Genomic DNA, 19,766 nt, shown 5'->3' with positions numbered 1-19,766 from the left:
CCCAACGAGAACAGCAGAAATCAGACCTGAACAAAAACGTGGAAATGTAAACTTACACCACCAAAGTAAATCAGAAGCGAGAAACAGGGTTTCTCGTTTGTGGAAAAGGGCGCCATGGCAAGCGCTGTATATTAGTATCACGAATGTAAAGTTTATAGCAAGATCCAATCCACTCGCCGTTGAATTGTTTTTAACCTAGAGTATTTTTGCTATATTGTGGGGTAGTCACTTGTTAACGAAGCTAATGCAGTTGATACATTTAGCCGCAACAACTATTTCAATGAAGTATGCAAACGCTTTTACCTCACGTTTTAGTGTTGCGACAATTTTGCTGCTTGCTGCATTTTCGTGGCTGTCTACAGTTCAAGCCTTCCAGGGTCCCCTGTCCGATACCCCTGATGCAAAATTAAAAACGCCGCGTTTTTTTGCGCTTAGCACGCAAACCGGTCTGAGTCAGGATTCAGTGGTCGATATGTTGCTAGACAGCGATGGCTTCTTGTATTTGGGCACCGAAGGCGGATTAGACCGATGGGACGGTTACAACCTCAAACGTATCAACGGTCCGAACGACGAACTACTCGATATGCCGGTTTATCGGATTGTTGAAGATAGCCGCAAAAACATTTGGCTCGCGACTGTCGGTGATGGCATATACCGACTTACTCCTTCAACCGGCGAATTGGTTCGCGTGGTCGCACTTCCCTATGTTGATTATGAAGACTACATTCAAATTGGGGCTAATATGTTTGAAGATGCTCAAAGTCGCATTATTATTGTGCTTGAGCAGACTATCTTGCGCTATGACTACGCCACCGAAAGCACTGAAGTTATTTACGAAATCAATGACCAATTGATTGAAAGTGAAAACTTTATCCGCTGGGCAATTAATCTCGATAACTGGTTACTTATCGCCACCAGCAATGGTCTTTACGCCAAAAAAGAAAATCAGCCAGCCATAAAGCTAAATTTCCTAGGAGGTCCCAACGATGCCAACACCAATTTTGATAAATTGAATGTTAAACACCTCTTCATCGACTCTCAAGACTATCTGTGGATATCTACCGTTAGAGGTTTGTATCGTAGCTCTACCACAGATTTACTGCGCTCTCTGGAAGAAACAGGCAGTATGCAACCTGCACAGCTTGTAATACCAGAACGCAATATCTGGCGCGTTATTGAAAAGGCACCCGAGCAGTTCTGGATTGGCTCTGATATTGGCTTGTATTCTTTGGATATGCGCGATGAATCGCCGGTTTACGAGTACTTGTTTGAACCGCTTAAAGGCGTTGATGTCTTATCGCGCAAAGACATCAAAGATATTGAAATCGATCGCGACGGAAATCTTTGGTTAGCAACCAACTATGGCGGAGCGCTCTATTGGTCACCGCTGAGCCTCACCTTCGATACTTTGAGTATCACCCTAGAGAATAAAAACAACGCTCCTTTGACCGACAATACTATCTGGGCAATCCATGAAGACCCTGACAATGATCTTTGGATTGGTACGGATAACGGTCTAACGGTTTATTCGCCTGCGACAGGCGAGTCAAAACTGTTGTTTCAAAAATCAGAATACATTCCCTATAGCGATGCCTATGTTGATCGTATCTTTACTGTTGAGAAAGACCGAGCTATTGTACAAACCGGGTTTGGCTTGTGGGAAGTGGATAAAACTACTGGCGAACGCAAGATTGTTGAGACCTTATCAGACGATGATAAGAGTGTTGTATCTTCCTATGTTTGGGGAAGTGGTCAGGATGCAGAAAAGCGCATTTGGTTCGTGCTTGATACCGGCAACCGAACGGGATATTTCATTTACGATCCTTTTGATAAGAGCCTGACCGAACTTCCATTGGGTGATAACATTCCGGTCAATCGATTTTACGCATTCCTCGACTACGCAGAAGAATTTGATAATCAGATGTGGTTAGCCACCACCGGGGAATTGTCGTTAATTCATCCCCAGACTTACGCTCGCACCACGGTGCACAAAATACCTCCCGCAGCAAATAACGCGCGCATTTACCCCAGCAGTGTTACGGTCGACCAAAGCGGTATTATTTGGATTGGTTACCCGGGTCATGGTCTCTATGGTGTAGACAAAAACACGTTCGAGCAGCGGTATTTTTTCAACGAAGACAATCTTCTACCAACCAACTTGGTTTATTCCTTAATGACCGACGCAGAAGATAATTTGTGGTTTAGCAGCCACTCCGGATTGCATCGCTTATCCGCTGATCGTCAAGGTTTGGAAGATTTTCGCTATGGACAAGAACTTAATGTGGCTGAGTTTAATGACCATGCCCATACTAAATTGCGCGACGGCAGCCTTGCGTTCGGTTCGCCTAGTGGCGTGGTTAGTTTTGACCCTGCGAGTCTAATTGAAGCCAGTTATTCCGAGACAGCCTATGCCGCGGCTGCCCAGCAAGATAAAATGGTGATCAGCGAAGTGTCCTTGGCAACGCGCGAACTCGACATGCCGCTGAATAATATCGCCGGAGAAACAATCAAACTGAACTATGACGATAATGGCCTGACAATACGTTTTAGTAGTCTGCAATTCAGTCAAAGCGGGCTTGGCAGATACACTTACACCTTGATTAAAAACGGCAAATCCATTAGTACAGCTTCAACTAATGAGCCGTTTGTGTCACTACCTTTGCTCGAAGAAGGCGACTATACCTTTACGGTAGCCCCCAGTGACAATAGCACGCTAAGTAATATGCAGCCTGCTAGTTTGCAAATCAGTGTTGCTCCAGCCCCCTGGAATACACTTGCCGCAAAAGTACTCTATGCACTGGCCATTGGGCTAGTCTTGTTGCTTGTTTGGTGGATCCGAAAAGGCCAGAAGTTTCATTTAGAACAAGCGCGCAATCAAGTCCGTCTGTTTGGTGATGCGTTCAAGCAAACTCGCGACTGGGTCGTTATTTTTAGTCAGGACTACCAGCCGATAGCGGTCAATCCAGCCTTTGAAAATGCTTTTGCTCTGGACCCCGACGAAGATGTGGCGCAACAGTTTAAAACACTGCAAGCTAAGTACCCCGAATTGATGAGTTATACCCAGTCGGCGTTACAACAATTAAATATTGATGGGTTTTGGCGCAGCGAGCAAAAGTTACAACTGGCCGACGGGCGCCAACATGATGTTTTAATTAACCTAAATGCCGTCAAAAACGGCGATGACGCTAGTCAAATTGATCACTATTTGATGGTTTTTTCTGATATCTCGGAACAAAAACAAGCCGAACGCAAATTACTCAAAATGGCCACATACGATGGTCTTACTGGGTTGGTTAATCGCAACTTGTTATTGGACCGCTTAGAGCACGCTATCGACAATGCTAAGCGCCATAATTCACTGGTTGCAGTATTGTTTGTCGATCTTGACCGTTTCAAAGGGATCAATGACAGTCTTGGCCACGAATATGGCGACAACATACTTCGCGTTGTGGCCAAGCGTATGCAAAACATCACTAACCAAAATGATACCGTAGGACGTATTGGTGGCGATGAATTTGTTATTGTTTTAGAAGATGTCAAAGATTTCGAAGACGTCAGCTCGTTTATCTCAAACCTTATCGAACTGATAGAAGAGCCCATCCAAGTACGCAAAGAAACCTTGCGCGTCTCATGCAGTATCGGTGTGTCAGTTTATCCAAATGATGGTACCGAACCTTCAGACCTTTTGCGTTACGCTGACGTAGCCATGTACAGTGCTAAAGGTGATGCGGTGAATAGTTTCCGTTTCTTTACTGAATCGATGAACGTGCGCGCCAAATATAGACTGTCCTTAGAGAACTTAGTCAAGCGTGCTTACCAACAGGAACTATTCTTTAACGTTTATCAACCCATCGTAAATATCAATACGCATCAAACCGAGGGTATGGAACTGCTCATGCGCTGCGCCATCAGTGAGCAACCGATCTCACCTGCCGAGTTTGTACCTATCCTTGAGGAAATGCGATTGATTGTTGAAGTCACTCGACTATCAATTATTGCCGGAATTAAAGAGCTAGCAACTTGGTATGAAGAAGGCTATCGCGGTTATCTGTCAGTTAATTTGTCAGCTTTGCACTTCACTGCAACCTTTGATTTAGAGATCTTAGCCGAATTGCTGGATCGCTATCAGCTACCCCGCAGTGCTTTGAGGTTTGAAGTAACTGAAGGGGTTCTGATGGGTGACAAGGAAATGGCGTTAGAGCAATTCAAGGCACTTAATGCAGAAGGCTATTTGCTGGCATTGGATGACTTTGGTACAGGTTATTCATCACTCAGTTATTTGAAAATATTCCCACTCGATGTAATTAAGATAGATAAGAGTTTCACTGATGATATCGGCACGGGTAGCAGCGGAGACAGCTTGATAATAACCACCATAGGCATGGCCAAGAACCTGCATATGGACTGCATAGCAGAAGGAATAGAAACCGAGGAGCAAGTTAGTTTCCTCGCAGAACACGGCTGTTTCCGCCTGCAAGGTTACTACTTCTCTAAACCCGTGACCGCTGATATGGCTAAGTCCATTGTGGTAAAACAATGGCAAGAGCTATATTCCTCCGCAATGAACTAGTCATACGGCCAGTCGTTTTCTTCATTACTTACGATAGAGTGCTAATTTTCATTTCTGGGATTGGCCGTGGGTTTTGCGACAGTTTTTTCTCGCTCGAGTATCGGTATTGAAGCTGCTACCGTCACGATAGAAGTTCATTTAGCTAATGGTATTCCCAGTTTCTCATTAGTCGGGCTCGCAGAGACCACCGTGCGTGAAGCGAAAGAAAGAGTTCGCAGCGCTATCTTGCAAAGTGGTTTTGAGTTTCCGGCCAAACGAATTGTAATACATTGGATAATTACAGGAAATTATGCTTTTGAAAATAACCTATTGTTTTGTGATAATATTTTTTAGTTCCAGCGGTCGCAAAATAAGGGCGAAGAACCCGACCAAGACTGAAAGGCACAACGTACCGATAGATCAGACAAATCAATGAGTTACAAGATTTTAGAAGAGTTTATAGAAAAAGATAAATCAACTACTACCTTTGGGGTTCAAGGTGCAAAACTTGTTAAAGACTACGAGGATATTGAAGCAGATCTAATAGATGAAGAAGAAGATATTTATCAAGAGAATGGAAATTGCTATTTTTATTGGGTGTATAAAAATATATTAATACTTAAAAAACATATAATAAGAGACGGTGGAACAGTGAATATTCAATATTCAGTCGTTGAAGATTATGAGGATTTTGTTGAAAATGAACATGATCAAAAAGTTATTGATAGACTGATTCAAGCTAAAAAGTGGGATAAATTTTAATAAAATATTGCTTACTGAGAAGGTAGTTATGGAAGATAAAAAGAAAATTAGTACTATGAGCAAAGTATTCGCGGCATTACTGTTCCTTGCTGCCCTCGGTCATACAAGTGCCACTTTACTCCCCATTATTGCAGGACAAGAACCTTCAAGCCCAGTTTCAACAAGAATGTTTGGTTTTATTCTTTGGTACGGCTTATTTTTCATGGTCATTATGTCTTGGAAAGGCAAGAAGAGAATTGTCGGATTTTTGACAGGTGCAATTATTGGCTTTTCTGTCAACTTCCTTTTGGGTGTTGCTGTTGGTTATAAAAATGCTGAGATTAGAGCCATAGATACCGCAGTTCAAGAAAGTAATGCAGGTCTACCGATCATGATTGACGACTCGACACGATTGGATAGAGTAGCTATTGACCAGAAAGGAAAAAAATATACATATTTCATTTCTATTGTGGATCTATATGCAAGTGATATAGATATATCTGCAATGAATGACAACTTTTTCAACCTAACCAAGCCGCAATCCTGCACAAACGAAAAATTAAAAGTATTTTTCAATGAAGGATACAGCGTAAATTATAGTTATTTCGACAAAGATAAAAAATACATTGTCGCTTATTCAGTTACACCAGAAGACTGTGCAACTCTCTAACTTACGTAGCAAAGCTGTCGCGAAAAAAGCCGAAGGTTCGACCAAGAAAGGGGCAAAGCCCCTAATAAATCAGAAATAAAAAAGCCCCCATTTGGGGGCTAATAAATTAGTGCTTGGTTCGATCAACGAGGACGTAACCCTGACCTTTTTGAGGGGTTGGGGGTAGTGGTTCTCCGCGTGTAACAGTCCTTTCTTTACCTGTTTTACCACCACGCTTACCCACTAACTCATATTGACCTGAAACTTTTGCTTTTGTACCTGATTTGAGAATTGCCATTGCAATTGTCCTCATAAGAAAATTTAAAATTAGGGTTTTTAAATCTACAAGACTTGCAAAAGGCTAGAATAGAACTATAATTTCAATCCCCATTGATATGTAGTTCTAGACAAACATATTTGCCGCAGAAATATGTATCACCTTATCAGCGTAGCAAATGCTACGCTGGCAAGTCTCCACACGGCAATTATACTCTTCTGATAAGATTACCCCATGAAGCCAATCGCCAATTGATTGGATAGATTCTATTCTATTGAGGTAAAAGAGGAAATGCAAGGCATTTTTTATGCACACATTCGTGATAGTCTCACAAATAAAAGATTAAACACATCCGACCAGTTGGTTTTTGTTAATTTTATCTGACTTTCTACATATTGGAACGACTTTTTCAGTCATGCCGTTAAAAATCTTTTAGCTTTAACAGTATTCTTATTTTTTCTATTTCTTCATTTTGATTTTCAATATCAACAAGAAAGAACCAATCTGTTTTTTGATCATGCAAATTATTTATGAAATTTATATCTTCTAATTCAAAAATTGCACATTCATATTCTTGAATGAATTGTTTTAGATCTTCCATTTCCTTTTTTTCATTATCATTTAATTCACATTCCAAATATCCTATTAATTCTTTCTGTAAAGCAGTAAGCTCGCTATAAAAGGAAAGTATCGTTTCATGTAAATTGTCGTAATTATATTTAAATGTTGTACTTTGGTTAACTGCCGAATACATAATTTCCATAGAACCACCTCACAACGCAAAACATAGTGGTTCAATATAAGCTACAAGGTTGTTTTCAACTGCGCCCTGTGCCCAAATGCGTTTTTTTGTTCCTGCTGGCGCTTGTGTTACTGCCGTAGGTGTAACTCTTTTGGTGTTCATTGCTTCCGCGCCTTCGGCACGTCTTGCGGCTTGTATGGGCTTATCGGTGATAATTGCCCACTTATTCATGAATGGATAAAGAACAATAAAGTTGTTGTTGTCCTGGATACACGTAAAACTTAGATTTTCTTGAGCTGTCACTTCTCCCGTCAATAAAGTTAAAATTAATATTAGTTTTTTCATTTATGCCTACCTTGTTTTTTAAAGTTTTTCTGAATGTGTTTTTGAATTTCTTTAAATTCTTTTTGTTTCTTCTCTGATAATTCTTTAATCATTTTCGTTTTCACCTTTAACTATTGGTTTTATTTCTTTCTCGCCATTTTCTTTATAAATAACTCTTAAACCTTCTATATCTTCCCATTTACCTTTTGCCAGAAGGTAAGGGTTGATAATATACACACCCCTACCTACTCGTTTAACAATGTCATTTTTAATCAATACCGTTATATAGTTGTTTAACTGCTTTTCATTTTTTAACCCTAACTTCAAGGTTATTCTTTTTTTCATTACTGAATTTATAAAAATCTCACCTTGATAATTCATGTAGGGTAAAAGCTCGTATAAGAAACCACTTGTATTTTTAGGCAATTTATAAAGTAGCTCTATGTCGTCAAAATAGACTTTTACATAATTTGGTTCTTGTCTTTTGCCTGTATAAATTTGTGTTTTCTTTGCTTCTTCTATATTTCCATACGTGTCTTTTTTAGTTTCTAATGTTTCAGTTTTAAGTTTTAAAAACTTTCTACTCTTTAGGTTATCGCCATGATATTCCTGAAAATTTTCCATATAATCACCTTTTTTATTGTTCGTATAATTATGTTGTATATTCAGTTTTTTTTATGTCAATAGGTAATTAAAAAAGATGTTTTATATTTTTTTGTTTGATTTTAATTGTCACTGTGAGAGTGAGTTTTAGATATATTTTAAGATGCATTAATTTTTGCTTATGTTCTTTTATCACTCGTTAAGTGATAATTTGTCACTCTATCAATGATATTTTGTCACTCTAACAGTGATAAAGTTTTTCAAAAAAAATAATTAAAATATCTGATATTTTGGGGAGTTCTTTGGATTATTTTTTTTATTTGTCTTCTTTTATTTTATGACGATCATTTATTAAATTTCATTAAGTTGCCTTCCCTTCGGTCAGTAACTCTTTGAACGGCAACGAGTTGCCTTGTTGCTCGCCTATCGGCTCGTATCTGGTATATAAAGGGGCTATGCCCCTCTTCTTACTCGCTATGCGCGAGCGCTAAAAGCTCTGAAAGAGCTTTCAATTAAACCGTTAGGTTTAATCTCTTTTAACTTGTTAAAAGCCCACACACTACTTGTAGTGTATAAGTGGGCTTATACACACCTATATTGTATTTATTTCTTTTTATGATTAATTGAAGGTATTAACAACCTAAATTAACTATGAAAAATTTTGTAAGTTTCAATATTAAAGCGAAGAAAAAAAGCGATGCTGATCCAATGATTTTGCATTTAGAAAATCAAAATGCTCGTAAAAAATCGGATAACATTTTATTTCCTGAAAATTCACATTTGAATGTTTCGAGCCAAGGAATACTTAAAAAGTATCAAGAAGTTACTAAAAAAATTGAAAGTATAAAAGGCAAAAAAATCCAAAAAAATGCAAATCATTATCTTGAAGGTGTTCTTGCTTTTTCGTTTGAAAAATACATTGAAGATCCTGAAAATTTTAGAAATAAAGCACCAAAACTTATAGAAAAATATATGAATGAAATTGCTCAAAAATATCATTTTGAACCGCTCGGTTATTCTTTGCATTTTGACGAAGGATCGACTTGTGAAAAAACTGGTGAAAAAAAATTAAATGTTCATGCTCACCTAAGTTTTATCAATTTTGACTTTAAAACTAACAAAGCAAGATTTAGAGAAATTCAACAAAAGTTTAATTCTAAAAGGAAATATCCAAATGAGCATTTTATGAAAATGCAGGATCTTGCTGGTGATTGTTTTAGAAGTATTGGTTTTACAAGAGGAGTTGAAAAACAAAAATCAAAAAAGAAACATTTAGAAAAAATTGAGTTTGTAGAAAAAAAATTGCAAGAAAAAGAAGAAAAGATCCAAGATTTAGAGATAAAAATAAAGTCCATTAACAAGAGGGGTAGGGAAAAGCAGCAAAAAATACGTGATTTAGAAGTAGAAAAAGAACTTTTAGAGGAATACAGCGAGAGCCTAAAAGAAGAAGTAAAAGAGGCAGAAAATAGACTTAAAAAGATTAAGCTTCTAACTAATTCGATTTTTAAAAAGGCTTTGATAATTGCAAAAAAATACCTTTCAAATTTTTATACACACAACAAACAAGAATATAAACGAGACATTGATAATTATTCGCAAGTTGTTGTTGATTATGAACAATTTGACAAGATTGAAGCAGAAAGAGCACAAGAAGAAATTAACAAGGAGCTGTTTAATAATGATAAAGATCTTATAAATGACGTAAAAAAATCAAAAAGCGAGATTAAACTAAAATTCAATAAAATTTGATTTTTTAAAATATGTGGTACGGTGTAAATATGAACAAAAAAGGACGTTATGAACAATGAAGAAGAAATTTATGAAATAAGAAACAAAGCACTTAAAAAGATAAAGCAGCTCAAATTTGTGATTAGCCAAATGGAATTGGAAAGGTACAACCTCGATTTAAAAAACAAACAAACAGAAGCAAAATACAACCTTGTTAAATCAAGAAATGTTGATCTAACTAAACGACTTTTTGACTTAAAAAAACGTGATGCACGGTTCAGAAAAAAGCTTGAAGAGTATGAAAATTGTATTTCTTTGATCAAACAATATTTCCAACTTGAATGTATTGAAGAGATATCAAATTATATTCAAAAAAATATCATTGAAAAAAAATCAGATCTTGAAGCTAAGGAAAAAGAACTTGAAATGAAACAAATGAATATTGATGTTGAACCAGATATCGAAATGCCAAAAGGTCTTAATGTCAATCGACCAAAACGATAGAAATTCACATATATTATTTAGGTCGATTAATCAAAATGCTGATTTTTTGTAGTGATCTCAAATCTTTTACTCTTCATTCTGAAAACATTTTCAAATAGAAATTTTCCATAATTCTTATAGTCAAAATCACTTGATACAAGATTATGTTTTTGAAGATATTTTTGTAATGTTTCTTTCTTCCAATTTTGCAGAATGAAAAAGCCAAAGTCATATTTTGCAAAGTTTGTGGGGTCTTGTTCAATTTCGTAAAGTTGAGATGCTGTTAGTTCTTTTTTATAAAGTTTTTCCTCACCCCAATTAAACATAGAGTTTAATATCTCTGTGAATTTTCCGTCTATTTTCCCTTTTAGATACTCTTCGAAAAGACTCTCGGTATATCTTGAAAAATTATCAATCAACAATGAAGTATCTGTATTTTCTCCCCAATTTATAAACTCATATAGACCGTTATATCTGAGACATACAGCTTGTTTTTGATCTGAAAAGATTATTATTGCTGAGTAGTTTCGGTCTATGATTTTTCGTGCTTTCTCAATTTCATTTGGATCTTTTTCTAAATAAAAATTTTTTGATCTTGTTTCTACTTCTTCATAGTTATATTCATTTGAGTACGTATTATATTCATACTTTAAATCGTCAATTTCTCTTTTTAAATTCCTAATATTAGTTTTTATTTTTGTGCCAGATTTTAAATAGAATTCAGTGTCGATCTCTTCATTGTCAAAAAAATACTTTTCAAGCTCGGATAATTTATTGTTTTGCTTTTTAAGTTGCTGTTCTTTTTCAAGAATAGCTTTTCTTTTTTGCTCCAATAAATGTTTTGGATATGCAAAAGAAACTCCGAAAATATTAAATTCGTTGGGGTGCGAACTCAAAAAATGATCATACGTGACTGTTTTACTATCACAACCACCATAACGTCTTGCGGAGCATTTCAACGAGTAATAAAGGTATTTTTTGCCTTTAACAACTTTATCATCAGTTTCAAAATATACTTTCTGTCCACACTTTCCGCAAAAAGTCTTCCCTGTAAAAATATTAATCGATTTTCTACCAGCTGCTTTTATTTTTACTTTTCTTTTAGCTATTGCTTGAACACGATCAAATAGCTCTTTCTCTATTGCTGCGGGATAATAATTCTCTATTGTTTCCCCTTCTCTCTTGATATGTAACTCACCTAAAACACACCTATTTTTTAATAAGTGTGAAACTTTGGCAGAACTCCACCTATTCGTATAGTTTTTATGCCGTTTTCGCGCTATTTGCTCAATGTTGTTAGTATCTAACCAATTGGTTATATCTCTTAATGATTTACCTTCATTTCCATACATTTCAAAGACTTTTTTGACAATCTCTACTTTGTCATTAAAAACGAACTTTGTTTCTTGTTTTGTTCCTTCATTGTCAATCCAGCCAGGAAGCATGCCAGAAAATTGCACTTTTTCAGAATTTACAACTTTTAAAAACCTCTGATCAAAAGAGTCTAATATTCTTTCTGATTTTTTTTGACTTTCGAGGTTGGCTTGTTCCATAAGGAAAAGAGAGTACATGATATCAATAAAGCTATTAAGACTCTGTTTTGTATATATTTTATTATCCATTAAAGTAATAATATTTACGTTTTTACGAAGAATGGATTTAAAAAGGGTTGAAGCTGAATCAATATCTTGACGGCTTAGTCGATCTATTTGTTCAATGCAAAGATAAGCCGATCCATCTCTTGGCACTATGTTTTTATCAATAGCTTCTAAAAACGCGCCTAACGCTCCCTGTGAGACGTTCTTGCCCGTGAATGCAGATAGACCTTTATCATTCAAATCAAGGTCAACGACCTCGTAGCCGTTTTCAATGGCGTATTTTCTGGCACGATAAACCTGACGTTTGAGACTTGCACCTTTTCCCTGCTGTTCGCTGGAAAATCTGGCGTATGGATACAACAATTTTTGCATAAGATATTCCGAAAAATCATGCTTTACATATTTGAATAATATTTCCTGTAAATAGTCAAATCAAGGGTGGTTAATCTAGCGCCTGCCGATTTACCCAAATATGGCGGTCGCTTCGACCTTGCCATTGCAGTCGCCATATTGGCAGCCAGTGGACAGGTCGAATGCCCTGCGCTTGCTGATTTTGAATTTCTCGGGGAATTGTCACTATCAGGCCATTTGCGCCCGATCACCGCGACTTTACCTGCTGCTATCGCAGTAGGACGTTCCAATCGCACCCTAATCGTCGCGCAACAAAATCAGCACGAAGTAGGCTGGGTAACGGCAAATACACACCTGGCGGCTAAAGATTTGATCAGTGTCATAAACCATCTTGCTGGTAAACAAAACCTTCCACTGATTAGCGTTCCAATAGATAACCAAAGTACTGAAAGTACAATTGATATCGCAGATGTCGTCGGCCATCCGCAAGCCAAGCGTGGACTGCTTATCGCTGCTGCCGGTCTACACAACCTTCTTTTAGTTGGGCCACCGGGCACTGGGAAAAGTATGTTAGCTCGACGATTATTGACACTACTGCCACCTTTAGCGCGACAGCAGGCGTTAGAGAGCGCATGTGTGCGCTCCATCGCTGGCGAATTTGATAGCCACAAACCGAACTTTGATAGACCATTTAGGGCCCCCCATCATTCCAGTTCACGAGCAGCTTTGCTCGGCGGGGGAGCCAACCCAAAACCGGGTGAAGTGTCGCTTGCTCATCATGGCATTCTCTTCTTGGATGAATTACCAGAGTTTGGTAGGTGCACATTGGATGCATTGCGCGAACCGCTAGAAACTGGCGATATCAACCTCTCTCGGGCGGCAGCGAAAACCACGTTTCCTGCACAATTTCAACTAGTCGCGGCGATGAATCCGAGTCCTACGGGAGATATACACAATAACCGCTCTTCACCTGAGCAGACCTTGCGTTATTTAAACCGTCTTTCTGGCCCCCTGCTTGATCGGATTGATATTCAACTGCACATAGACAAGCAGGATCTCAGTACAAGCCAATCTTCTACAAAAGGAGCTGGTTCCAGCACGACAAGTGCACAGTTACGGCAACAAGTGCATACTGCGCAGCAGCTTCAACTCGATCGCCAAGGTTGTCTAAATAGCGCCCTAAGCGTTACGCAAATACAAAGTGAGTGTGCACTTACTAACTCTGTAGAACAATTTATGCTTGATGCTCTGTATAAACTTGGTGCGTCACATCGAGCCATGCATAGGCACCTCAAAGTCGCGAGGACTATTGCCGACCTAAGCGCAACTAAAATGATTGAGCGCAAGCATATAGCTGAAGCGCTTAGTTATCGTGCCATGGATGCGTTGCTACGCAGTTTCTATAATTGAGCAAACATCGCGTGCAGTAATCGCTCGTCTTTGCGTTGTTGCAAGCAGCACAAGCCTAACTCGTAGGGTTCGATATTGTTGACCTCGAGTATGTCGACTTGGCTTTGTAGTGCAGAATGGGCCAACACAACACGCGGCACAAAACCAACACCGCAATCAAGAGCGACCATGCTCACAATCGCCTCATTGCCCCCTACAGAAGCATATACATGGGGTCGAATACCTGCTTCTGCGAACCAATGATGAACAGTGCGCCGCGTCGGTCCACTGTCGGGCATGATGACCGGGGTTTTACGCCAATCTATTTGATTAATATCAGTCACGCCAAATCGTTTTGGCACCACTAGCACCAATGGCACTTTGGCAATTGGCTGAAAAAATAATTCAGTCGGGAGGTCAGGCGAATTTATGGCTATCGCCACATCACATTTGTCGTCAATAACCCGCTGCACTGATAAACCTGGATCACCCGTTTCCAGTTTAAAGTCTACCATTGGGTGCAATTGTCTAAAGCGCTCGAGCATTCGTGGTAAATGACTCTGGCTCGCGGTAACTGAGCAATAAAAGCGTAATTGCCCAGTTAATTGATTGATGTCTTCATTCAAGCTTTGCCTTAACTTGCGCCAATCTGCCAACATGGGTTCTGCAAACTCTAACACTTGTTGACCTGCGTGAGTCAAAGCGACATGGCGATTATTACGCACAAATAACTGAGCGCCACACGCGTGCTCAACCCGTTGAATTACCCTAGTTAACGTTGAGGGAGAGACAAACATCGCAGCTGCGGTTTGGCTGAAGTTTAAACTTCCAGCGAGGTGACAAAATAGCTGAAGATCGCGGAGTTCCATAGCGTAATTTCATTTATTGCAATACTGTATTGATAATATATCACTTTTAACAATTAAGCGATTAGCCTATTCTACGCTCAGGCATTAAGAGCCTGAACATATTGGACAAGGTAAACATGGCAAATTACTTCAATTCTCTCTCTTTGCGTGAACAGCTTAAGCAGTTAGGTCAGTGTCGCTTTATGCAGCGAGAAGAATTCTCGCAAGGATGCGATTACTTAAAAGGTAAAAAAATCGTCATCGTTGGCTGTGGCGCACAAGGCCTTAACCAAGGCTTGAACATGCGTGATTCTGGACTTGACGTTAGCTATGCGCTGCGCCAGGCGGCTATTGATGAGAAACGTGATTCTTTTGTTCGTGCCAATAGTAACGGCTTTACTGTAGGTACGTATCAAGAACTTATCCCGACAGCGGATTTGGTTTACAACCTCACACCAGACAAGCAGCATGCTGCAGTGGTTGAGGCCGTTATGCCACTGATGCAACAAGGTGCGACGCTAGGCTATTCACATGGCTTTAATATTGTCGAAGAAGGTCAGCAGATCCGCTCTGACATTACCGTTGTAATGTGTGCCCCGAAGTGTCCGGGTACTGAAGTCCGTGAGGAGTATAAGCGCGGTTTTGGGGTACCCACTCTTATTGCAGTGCACCCTGAAAATGACCCTGAAGGAAAAGGTTGGGATATTGCAAAAGCGCTTGCGAGTGCGACTGGCGGCGATCGTGCAGGCGTACTTGCCTCTTCTTTTGTCGCTGAAGTGAAGTCAGATCTAATGGGTGAGCAGACCATCTTGTGCGGTATGCAGCAAACTGCGGCGATTTTAGGCTACGAGTTTATGTTACAAGATGGCATTGAACCCGCCTATGCAGGTGCATTGGTGCAATATGGTCTTGAAGCAATTACCGAAGCATTAAAGATTGGTGGCGTCACTAACATGATGGACCGCTTGAGTAATCCAGATAAAATCCGCGCGCATGATCTTTCTGAGCGACTTAAAACTATTCTACGTCCGCTGTTTGAAAAGCATCAAGACGACATCATATCTGGCGAGTTTTCAGCGACTATGATGCAGGATTGGGCAAACGGTGACGCGAACCTATTGAAATGGCGAGAAGAAACCGGGCAGTCTAAATTTGAAAACGCCCCGAGCTATGCCCAAAAAATTGATGATCAAACCTTCTTCGATAAAGGCATTGTAATCGTTGCGATGATCAAGGCTGGCGTAGAGCTCGCTTTTGATGTGATGGTAGAAGCGGGGATTTTGCCCGAATCTGCTTACTATGAGTCTCTCCATGAAACACCATTGATCTCAAATACAATCGCACGTAAACGGTTGTATGAAATGAACGTGGTTATTTCTGATACTGCTGAATACGGCAATTACTTATTTGCCAATGCAGCTATCCCTTTATTGCACTCCGAACTAATGCCAACGCTAACATCTGCAGATTTGGGTAAAGGTAGAGAAAGTAGTGATAACAAAGTTGATAACATGCGCTTAGTTGAAGTTAATCATGCGATCCGCAATCACGGTGTTGAGATTATCGGTCAGCAACTGCGCGCATACATGCAAGATATGAAAGCCATAGTTACTGGTTAAACAGTTCTGTCGTTAGGTGCTTAAAAAGCCCTTTTGCCCGGCATTTTTGCCGGGCTTTTTTGTTTAATTTAGGCTTTCGAGACCGACAGAGCTGTGTATAATAAAACGAGTTGAAAATGCGTCGGGTAAACATGCAGCAGACTTAAGTATGTCTGTTGATGACTACACCACAGTGTCAACTGCCAATAAATTTTAAACGACTGATTAATATAGTTTTTTATTCTTCCAGCGTCGAATGAGTGGAAATGTATTCAAACTGATTCGAATGCGCGTTGCTTTTTTGCAACACGTAACGCCCGAGATTTTTCTAACTATATGTTTTGTATAATAAAAATAAGTGGCAAAACAATTGCAAAAAGAACGTTTTGCAAAAGATCTTGCGAGTCCCCCTAACAATAGCCGTGTTGAAAGCGCCGTCGTTTAAAGGAACGTGAAATGAAACAAACAGTATCTCGATTTATGCAAGTCGATGATTGGATATTTGAGATTAAAATGGTTCGCGCACTGAAAGTCGATAATTATGGTGAGCCGTATAATGCGGTCGCTAATCTTACCAGCAATGGCGACGATATGTATATCGACACCCATATGTCGCGCATCGGTGAAGACTTCAGCCGTAAAGACTTCAAAACCTTCTACAAGTTTTGTCAGGCGCTAGAGATGAAAACAATAAGCTATGACAAAATCAAAAACGGCGAGCGGATCTCCAGAACGTTAGATATCGTAGAGAATCAACAGCCTCAGCCGATAGTTCGGCTGGTAAAATGAGCGTTAGTTTCTAATGGTATAGTCATTATTTTCTGGCTCATGGATGAGACGCCTTTTCAGCCCAGTAAACACTGACGAAAGCCAGAGTGCAAAACACCACAAAGCCAAGCGCTATCGGCAGCACGTTAGCGGTAATAAAAAGGTCTATTAGCATAGCGATGGGTACGGATAGCAGGCTAGTTAATGAGCCGATAATCGCGGCGCCCAGACCTGCCATTTCACCCAGCGGCTGCATGGCCATTGCATTCAAATTACCGAACAAAATACCAATAAAAAAGAAATTGACGAACAATAACGCAATGAACACCGCCAACGGTGGCATTCCTTTGTAACCCATCACTGTTATCAATAATACAGCGCTACAAGCTACGGTACCGATAAGAGCTATCCGACATAGTCGATGCATTCCTAGCCGCATGACTAATGTCCCGTTAAAAAACGATGCAAGCCCAATAGAGCCGGCTAAAAGCGCGAAGATTAATGGAAACAATTCACCGGTCAGGTAGAAGGTCTGAAAAATGGTTTGTGACGCGCTCAAGTAGGCTAAAAAGGCCCCGAAGATAAACCCCAACGCTAAGCTGAATCCCATCACCTCACGATGCGTGAAAATAAATTTTAACGATTGCCAGAAAGCCCCCCATGAAAAGGGTTTGCGCATAGATGCTGGCAGTGTTTCAGCTTGACGACTAAAAAACCAGATCCCAGAAATCAACGCCACAATTAAGAATAAGCCAAAGATATGTTGCCACGAGTACCAATAGAGAACGGTTTGTCCGATCAAAGGGGCAATCATGGGCACAAAGATAAATACGACCATGATAAACGACATAACTCGTGCCATCGCATCACCGCTAAATTGGTCACGGATCACCGCCATAGCGGCAATACGAGGCCCTGAAACACCAATTGCCTGAATGAGACGCCCTAGTAACATTTCATTCATGTTGCTTGCGTACATGCAAATACAACTGCCAATGGCAAAAATGACTAATCCAACTAAAATACACAAGCGTCTTCCCTTTGCATCGGCAAAAGGGCCGAAGAACAATTGTCCCACCGCCATACCAATAAAAAACAGCGAAACAATTAGATGAACTTGCTGTTGAGAAGAGCTGCCAAGATCAGCACCAATTTGATTCATTGCAGGCAGCATCGCGTCGATACTCAAAGCCACCAAAGATGTCATCAATGCCATCAAACAAATAAATTCGAACAATCCGAGCTGAGGAGGTTTAACACTTGTGATGTTATCTTTTGGGGCGGTATGCTGCATTGTTGATGCCGTTATGAAATAGGCGAAGAGGATATCAGCTAATTAATGTTGGATATAGCGCAGTTTTTAACGCCATTTATGGCAAGCGTTGGAGTAATTGTTCTAAGCCAACTTTACTTGTACACAGGCTTACAGGTGATTGTGAAAGATCTGACAACTCAGTTCTAAACCACTGCTCAAGAGGACCTTTCTCTGCATTCAGCTTGAATGACATTGCATTAATTAGTGCTGTAACACCCTGTATATGCGTGCATTTCTCAGTATTATACATTTGCGCATGAGCATGCAAAGAAGAGGGGTGTGAGCCGGTGATACGCCGGATTTCAGCATCTGACATGGAAACCAATTGTGCAGCAGCCAGAAAATCGTTAATTATATCGAAATGCTTAGCCTGCGAGGCCATGGCACCCATCGCGTTGGTTTTATCTGCTCGTCCGGCTACATTCATCGCCTCATTAAAAAATTGCATGAGTATGTGTTCATCTTTTGCAACTTTGATTGGTACTTGGATCGAGCCATCGTGCGGTAAGTCAACTGCATTAATCAAAACATTCGTATAACTTACGCCAATGGCGCAACAACCATGCAAATGCAATGACTGATAACGTGCAGTAAGTTCGGCCATACCTGCAGGTGAAATGCCAGCTTCAGAGTGCGGCTTTTGGTGCCAACACCAAAGTTCTAAATGACTGGCGTGGGCAAGTACATCAGCGACAATTGCTTTTATACCGGTTTGGTCAAATGAGCCTGTATATTCGCTAATAACAATATGCCCTTCGAGCGTGTTGTTAAATTTACCATTTACACTACCAATCATAAATACTGCCTCAGCTACTGCTATCTATCAGTTTAGATGACCGCGAGACAGATGTTTAGCTTTCAGAATTAATTTTTACTTCGCGTTTGTGCTCTGGGTGCAAACTTTTACCCAAAATATGCTCATCGGTTGCAATTACTTTGGAAGCTCTGCCAACAATCAGTGGGTCAGGCTTCTTCGCGACTCGAGGATCTTTGTTTGGATAAGGCATATGATGCAAAAAATGTTGCATGCAGTTGAGTCGCGCCCGCTTCTTATCATCTGACTTAATAACTATCCACGGAGCATCAGCGGTGTCAGTATAAAAAAACATGGCCTCTTTAGCCTCGGTGTAATCATCCCATTTTGCCTGCGCAAGTTTATCAATTGGACTCAATTTCCACTGCTTTAACGGGTCGGTCTCGCGCTTAAGAAAACGACGCGTCTGTTCCTCTTGTGACACGGAAAACCAAAACTTGAACAGACGGATACCACTGCGCGTAAGCATGCGCTCCAATTCTGGCGCTTGACGCATAAACTCTAAGTATTCATTGGGTTCACAAAATCCCATAACACGCTCAACACCAGCGCGGTTGTACCAACTGCGATCGAACAGCACAATCTCACCGGCTGTTGGCAAGTGTTTTATATAGCGTTGGAAATACCACTGCCCTGCTTCATCCTCGCTGGGTTTCTCCAAGGCTACAACACGCGCACCCCGCGGATTCATGTGCTCCATGAAACGCTTGATTGTGCCCCCTTTTCCTGCAGCATCTCTGCCTTCAAACAACATAACCACGCGCTGCCCCGTTTCTTTGACCCACTTTTGCAACTTAAGCAATTCGACTTGCAGTCCACGTTTATGCGACTCATAAAATGCGCGCGTGATTTTATGGCTGTATGGGTATGTGCCAGAGCGAAAAGACTCTTGGATAAAGTCCTCATTTCGGCGACGCTCGCTTAAACTCAATGACGCGGCACCGTTAGTTGATGTTGGTGAGTGATTGTTGATTTTTTGCATATTGACT

At 40.1% G+C, this 19,766-nt stretch carries 17 protein-coding genes and 1 pseudogene; 9 read left to right on the top strand and 9 right to left on the bottom strand.

The window, feature by feature from the left end:
- The first annotated feature begins 244 nt into the window (after positions 1-244).
- The 4 genes and pseudogenes from CSH92_RS12325 to CSH92_RS12310 all read left to right on the top strand — a co-directional run bounded on the left by CSH92_RS12325 (position 245) and on the right by CSH92_RS12310 (position 5,960).
- Positions 245-4,570 (top strand): EAL domain-containing protein, encoded by a 4,326-nt coding sequence (locus CSH92_RS12325; RefSeq protein ID WP_100657948.1) that lies wholly within the window; start codon positions 245-247, stop codon positions 4,568-4,570.
- Between the two features lie 66 nt (positions 4,571-4,636).
- Positions 4,637-4,840: pseudogene (locus CSH92_RS12320) on the top strand (magnesium chelatase domain-containing protein); the annotation flags it as partial.
- A gap of 141 nt (positions 4,841-4,981) precedes the next feature.
- A complete protein-coding gene (locus CSH92_RS12315; RefSeq protein ID WP_100657946.1) occupies positions 4,982-5,311 on the top strand; it encodes a hypothetical protein in 330 nt (109 codons plus the stop codon).
- 28 nt (positions 5,312-5,339) lie between these two features.
- The gene (locus tag CSH92_RS12310; protein WP_100657945.1) at positions 5,340-5,960 is read left to right on the top strand and encodes a hypothetical protein; all 621 of its coding nucleotides are present in this window, start codon (positions 5,340-5,342) and stop codon (positions 5,958-5,960) included.
- Positions 5,961-6,066: 106 nt separating this feature from the next.
- On the opposite strand, the gene CSH92_RS17130 is transcribed toward CSH92_RS12310, so the two are convergent.
- The 4 genes from CSH92_RS17130 to CSH92_RS12295 all read right to left on the bottom strand — a co-directional run bounded on the left by CSH92_RS17130 (position 6,067) and on the right by CSH92_RS12295 (position 7,906).
- On the bottom strand, positions 6,067-6,237 hold the full coding sequence (locus CSH92_RS17130) for a hypothetical protein (RefSeq protein WP_164084731.1): 171 nt from the start codon (positions 6,235-6,237) through the stop codon (positions 6,067-6,069).
- A gap of 400 nt (positions 6,238-6,637) precedes the next feature.
- Positions 6,638-6,979, bottom strand: coding sequence for a hypothetical protein (locus CSH92_RS12305; RefSeq protein ID WP_100657944.1), 342 nt, complete (start codon positions 6,977-6,979; stop codon positions 6,638-6,640).
- A 9-nt stretch (positions 6,980-6,988) separates the two neighbouring features.
- Positions 6,989-7,303 (bottom strand): hypothetical protein, encoded by a 315-nt coding sequence (locus CSH92_RS12300; protein ID WP_100657943.1) that lies wholly within the window; start codon positions 7,301-7,303, stop codon positions 6,989-6,991.
- Positions 7,304-7,387: 84 nt separating this feature from the next.
- On the bottom strand, positions 7,388-7,906 hold the full coding sequence (locus tag CSH92_RS12295) for a replication/maintenance protein RepL (protein ID WP_100657942.1): 519 nt from the start codon (positions 7,904-7,906) through the stop codon (positions 7,388-7,390).
- A gap of 630 nt (positions 7,907-8,536) precedes the next feature.
- On the opposite strand from CSH92_RS12295, the gene CSH92_RS12290 reads away from it, so the two are divergent.
- Both CSH92_RS12290 and CSH92_RS12285 read left to right on the top strand, forming a co-directional pair.
- A complete protein-coding gene (locus CSH92_RS12290; RefSeq protein WP_100657941.1) occupies positions 8,537-9,634 on the top strand; it encodes a plasmid recombination protein in 1,098 nt (365 codons plus the stop codon).
- A gap of 48 nt (positions 9,635-9,682) precedes the next feature.
- Positions 9,683-10,117: a hypothetical protein gene (locus CSH92_RS12285; RefSeq protein ID WP_100657940.1), complete on the top strand. Its 435-nt coding sequence runs from the start codon at positions 9,683-9,685 to the stop codon at positions 10,115-10,117.
- 26 nt (positions 10,118-10,143) lie between these two features.
- On the opposite strand, the gene CSH92_RS12280 is transcribed toward CSH92_RS12285, so the two are convergent.
- Positions 10,144-12,066 (bottom strand): recombinase family protein, encoded by a 1,923-nt coding sequence (locus CSH92_RS12280; RefSeq protein WP_100657939.1) that lies wholly within the window; start codon positions 12,064-12,066, stop codon positions 10,144-10,146.
- 66 nt (positions 12,067-12,132) lie between these two features.
- Between CSH92_RS12280 and CSH92_RS12275 the strand changes: the two genes are divergently transcribed.
- On the top strand, positions 12,133-13,455 hold the full coding sequence (locus tag CSH92_RS12275) for a YifB family Mg chelatase-like AAA ATPase (RefSeq protein WP_164084730.1): 1,323 nt from the start codon (positions 12,133-12,135) through the stop codon (positions 13,453-13,455).
- On the opposite strand, the gene ilvY is transcribed toward CSH92_RS12275, so the two are convergent.
- Positions 13,446-14,303 (bottom strand): HTH-type transcriptional activator IlvY, encoded by an 858-nt coding sequence (gene ilvY / locus CSH92_RS12270; protein ID WP_100657937.1) that lies wholly within the window; start codon positions 14,301-14,303, stop codon positions 13,446-13,448. The genes CSH92_RS12275 and ilvY overlap by 10 nt on opposite strands.
- A 116-nt stretch (positions 14,304-14,419) precedes the next feature.
- On the opposite strand from ilvY, the gene ilvC reads away from it, so the two are divergent.
- Together ilvC and CSH92_RS12260 are read left to right on the top strand one after the other, a co-directional pair.
- Positions 14,420-15,901, top strand: coding sequence for a ketol-acid reductoisomerase (gene ilvC / locus CSH92_RS12265; RefSeq protein WP_100657936.1), 1,482 nt, complete (start codon positions 14,420-14,422; stop codon positions 15,899-15,901).
- A 435-nt stretch (positions 15,902-16,336) separates the two neighbouring features.
- On the top strand, positions 16,337-16,669 hold the full coding sequence (locus tag CSH92_RS12260; protein WP_100657935.1) for a hypothetical protein: 333 nt from the start codon (positions 16,337-16,339) through the stop codon (positions 16,667-16,669).
- A gap of 37 nt (positions 16,670-16,706) precedes the next feature.
- On the opposite strand, the gene CSH92_RS12255 is transcribed toward CSH92_RS12260, so the two are convergent.
- The 3 genes from CSH92_RS12255 to ppk2 all read right to left on the bottom strand — a co-directional run bounded on the left by CSH92_RS12255 (position 16,707) and on the right by ppk2 (position 19,759).
- Positions 16,707-17,942 (bottom strand): multidrug effflux MFS transporter, encoded by a 1,236-nt coding sequence (locus tag CSH92_RS12255; RefSeq protein WP_100657934.1) that lies wholly within the window; start codon positions 17,940-17,942, stop codon positions 16,707-16,709.
- A gap of 76 nt (positions 17,943-18,018) precedes the next feature.
- Positions 18,019-18,759 (bottom strand): hypothetical protein, encoded by a 741-nt coding sequence (locus CSH92_RS12250; RefSeq protein WP_100657933.1) that lies wholly within the window; start codon positions 18,757-18,759, stop codon positions 18,019-18,021.
- Positions 18,760-18,814: 55 nt separating this feature from the next.
- Positions 18,815-19,759: a polyphosphate kinase 2 gene (gene ppk2, locus CSH92_RS12245; protein WP_100657932.1), complete on the bottom strand. Its 945-nt coding sequence runs from the start codon at positions 19,757-19,759 to the stop codon at positions 18,815-18,817.
- Positions 19,760-19,766: the final 7 nt, after the last annotated feature.

This window comes from Neoalteromonas flava, assembly GCF_002807685.1.
GTDB lineage: Bacteria > Pseudomonadota > Gammaproteobacteria > Enterobacterales > Alteromonadaceae > Alteromonas_E > Alteromonas_E flava.
The sequence above is the reverse complement of the archived record's forward strand: the minus strand, read 5'-3'. Positions and strand labels throughout refer to the sequence as shown.

Bases quoted from the DNA above. Each gene is read 5' to 3' on its own strand.
- CSH92_RS12325 (WP_100657948.1), top strand. From the start codon at position 245: ATGCAGTTGATACATTTAGCCGCAACAACTATTTCAATGAAGTATGCA.
- CSH92_RS12315 (WP_100657946.1), top strand. From the start codon at position 4,982: ATGAGTTACAAGATTTTAGAAGAGTTTATAGAAAAAGATAAATCAACT.
- CSH92_RS12310 (WP_100657945.1), top strand. From the start codon at position 5,340: ATGGAAGATAAAAAGAAAATTAGTACTATGAGCAAAGTATTCGCGGCA.
- CSH92_RS17130 (WP_164084731.1), bottom strand. From the start codon at position 6,237: ATGGCAATTCTCAAATCAGGTACAAAAGCAAAAGTTTCAGGTCAATAT.
- CSH92_RS12305 (WP_100657944.1), bottom strand. From the start codon at position 6,979: ATGGAAATTATGTATTCGGCAGTTAACCAAAGTACAACATTTAAATAT.
- CSH92_RS12300 (WP_100657943.1), bottom strand. From the start codon at position 7,303: ATGAAAAAACTAATATTAATTTTAACTTTATTGACGGGAGAAGTGACA.
- CSH92_RS12295 (WP_100657942.1), bottom strand. From the start codon at position 7,906: ATGGAAAATTTTCAGGAATATCATGGCGATAACCTAAAGAGTAGAAAG.
- CSH92_RS12290 (WP_100657941.1), top strand. From the start codon at position 8,537: ATGAAAAATTTTGTAAGTTTCAATATTAAAGCGAAGAAAAAAAGCGAT.
- CSH92_RS12285 (WP_100657940.1), top strand. From the start codon at position 9,683: ATGAACAATGAAGAAGAAATTTATGAAATAAGAAACAAAGCACTTAAA.
- CSH92_RS12280 (WP_100657939.1), bottom strand. From the start codon at position 12,066: ATGCAAAAATTGTTGTATCCATACGCCAGATTTTCCAGCGAACAGCAG.
- ilvY (WP_100657937.1), bottom strand. From the start codon at position 14,303: ATGGAACTCCGCGATCTTCAGCTATTTTGTCACCTCGCTGGAAGTTTA.
- ilvC (WP_100657936.1), top strand. From the start codon at position 14,420: ATGGCAAATTACTTCAATTCTCTCTCTTTGCGTGAACAGCTTAAGCAG.
- CSH92_RS12260 (WP_100657935.1), top strand. From the start codon at position 16,337: ATGAAACAAACAGTATCTCGATTTATGCAAGTCGATGATTGGATATTT.
- CSH92_RS12255 (WP_100657934.1), bottom strand. From the start codon at position 17,942: ATGCAGCATACCGCCCCAAAAGATAACATCACAAGTGTTAAACCTCCT.
- CSH92_RS12250 (WP_100657933.1), bottom strand. From the start codon at position 18,759: ATGATTGGTAGTGTAAATGGTAAATTTAACAACACGCTCGAAGGGCAT.
- ppk2 (WP_100657932.1), bottom strand. From the start codon at position 19,759: ATGCAAAAAATCAACAATCACTCACCAACATCAACTAACGGTGCCGCG.